Consider the following 2,236-nt stretch of genomic DNA (forward strand, 5'->3'; position numbering starts at 1 on the left):
GGGGGGGGTGCAACGCGCGCCGTGAGGGGTGCAGCGCGCGCTGCGGACGGAGGTGCGGCTGCGCTGCCCGGGAGGCGTGTGTGCAGGTGGTCGGGCGTGCCCTCGATCAGCCCACGCGGTGGAGCCAGCGCACGGGGGCGCCCTCGGCCGCGTGGCGGAACGGTTCGAGCTCTTCGTCCCAGGCCTCACCCAGCGCAAGCGAGAGCTCCTCCACCACGGCGGCGGGGTCTCCCCCGGCCGCCTCGAAGGCGTAGCGGATCCGGTCCTCACTCACGCAGATGTTCCCGGCGACGTCCGTGGTGGCGTGGAAGATGCCCAGGTCCGGGGTGAAGGACCACCGGGACCCGTCACTGCCCTGGCTGGCGTTCTCGGTCACCTCGAAGCGCACCCGGCCCAGGGTGCGAAGGGCGGACGCGAGAAGCGCACCGGTGCCCGCACGGCCGGACCACTCGAGTTCGGTGCGGACGCAACCCGGCTCGGCGTTCTGCGGGGTCCACTCGAGATCCGTCCGCCGATGCGACACGGATTCCAGTGCCCACTGGATGTGGGGGCAGAGCGCCTGGGGCGCGGAGTGCACGTAGAGCACTCCGCGCGTGGTGGGTGAAGACATAGCCTGTTCCTCCGTCGTGTAGGTACGTCTTCCCCAACGTCCTGCTCGGAGGTTCAGCGCTGCCAGCCCGGCGCCGTGATGCAGTTGAAACGAGCGAGGTGACGTCCGCCACGGATTCGAGGCCGGGGCGAACTTCCGCACTCTGGTTCATTGTCCAGCAGGGCCCACCCACGGTCAACCTGGTGGGCACTGCGAGCTCGAATGTCAAGCTCGGGGGTGAGCCTGTGAATACGCCTTTCGGAGCCGATCGACGGACACATGGGTGTAGATCTGCGTGGTGGCCACGGTGGCGTGGCCCAGGAGCTCCTGCACGCTGCGCAGGTCCGCTCCCCCGTCCAGCAGGTGGGTGGCCGCGCTGTGCCGCAGGCTGTGGGGGCCGCGGGCGCCGGTGTCCGGAACGGTGTCGAGCGCCCTCGCGACGACCCCCCGGGCTACGCGCGGATCGATGCGCGCCCCTCGAGCCCCGAGGAACAGGGCATCAGCGGCGCGCGGCCCTGCCAGGGCCGGCCTCCGGTGCTCCCAGAGAGCGAGTGCTTCCCCCGCCCTCTGTCCGTAGGGCACTCGCCGTTGTCTGTTCCCCTTGCCCGTCACGGTGAGCACGTGCTGCGTGCGGTCGAGGTGGGCACGGTCCGCCCCCACCAGCTCGCCGATGCGCGCACCCGTGGCGTAGAGCAGCTCCAGCAGGGCCCAGTCCCGCGCGGCCAGCGCGGCAGCCCTTTCGTCCTCGTGCTCCCCCAGCGCCGTGTCCGCGAGAGTTTCCAGCATGGTGGACAGTGCGGTGGCTCCGACGACCTCCGGCAGGTGGCGGGCGGGGCGGGGGCCTTTGAGCCCGGCGGCCGGATCGTGACGCAGGCCCTGGGTGTCCACGGCCCAGCGGAAGAACGTGTGCACAGCGGCGATGCCCCGGGTGATCGAGCTGCGAGCCAGTCCCCGCTGGTGCCGGTCGGCGAGCCAGCCGCGCAGGGCGTCCCTGTCCAGCAGGTCGATGTCGTCGATGCCCGTCCCATGCATCCAGCGCGACAGGTCCGCGATGTCGGTGGTGTAGGCCCGAACCGTGTTGTCGCTGCGCGAGCGCTCGAGTCCGAGATGGGCACGGAATCCTGGCAGGTAGTGATCGAGCGGCCCGGGTTCCGTGCTCGTCGCCGGGGACGTCCGCTCGGCGGCGTCGACGGACCGGGACGCGCGCGTCTGGGGAGCGGATCTCCCGTTCGTGGCTGCTCGTCCCACCGCGACGGTGCGCTCGACCGCCGAGGGACGTCCGCCAGCGGGTGTGCGTCCGCCCGGGGCGGGAGGTCCGCCAGCGGGTGTGCGCCCGTCCGTGAGGGTGCGTCCGTCAGCGGGGGTCTCGTCCTGGCCGGCCATGCTGGGAGCCTACCCGTCGCCACCCCAGGAGCGAGTCCGTGGCCAGGCCGCGCTCCCGGAGAGTGGCCAGACCGGCGAGGACGTCCCCCGGCGCCAGCCCCGAGACGCGGCAGAGCGACGAGGGATCCGCATCGCGGTGCAGGGGCAGGGCGTCGAAGAGGCGCAGCAGCTGGGGGTCCAGGTCGTCCTCGGGACGACGGTCCAGACCGCTCGCGCCTGGGTGGGTCTCGTCGGGCGGGGTGCCCCGCGGGGCCACGAGCGCGA

At 72.5% G+C, this 2,236-nt stretch carries 2 protein-coding genes and 1 pseudogene; all 3 read right to left on the bottom strand.

Annotated features, from left to right (window positions below):
* Positions 1–106: 106 nt before the first annotated feature.
* Positions 107–610 carry a DUF3145 domain-containing protein gene (locus D9R02_RS11680; protein ID WP_019308985.1) on the bottom strand — a complete coding sequence of 168 codons (504 nt, stop codon included), beginning with the start codon at positions 608–610 and terminating at the stop codon, positions 107–109.
* A gap of 204 nt (positions 611–814) precedes the next feature.
* A complete protein-coding gene (locus D9R02_RS11685) occupies positions 815–1,972 on the bottom strand; it encodes a tyrosine-type recombinase/integrase (protein WP_083311034.1) in 1,158 nt (385 codons plus the stop codon).
* Positions 1,944–2,236: pseudogene (locus D9R02_RS11690) on the bottom strand (DNA-processing protein DprA); the annotation flags it as partial. The gene D9R02_RS11685 and the pseudogene D9R02_RS11690, both read right to left, overlap by 29 nt.

The organism is Kocuria rhizophila (genome assembly GCF_003667225.1).
Taxonomy (GTDB): domain Bacteria; phylum Actinomycetota; class Actinomycetes; order Actinomycetales; family Micrococcaceae; genus Kocuria; species Kocuria rhizophila.

What these genes read in the sequence shown, in the direction of transcription:
- D9R02_RS11680 (WP_019308985.1), bottom strand. Translation starts at nt 610, where the DNA reads ATGTCTTCACCCACCACGCGCGGAGTGCTCTACGTGCACTCCGCGCCC.
- D9R02_RS11685 (WP_083311034.1), bottom strand. Translation starts at nt 1,972, where the DNA reads ATGGCCGGCCAGGACGAGACCCCCGCTGACGGACGCACCCTCACGGAC.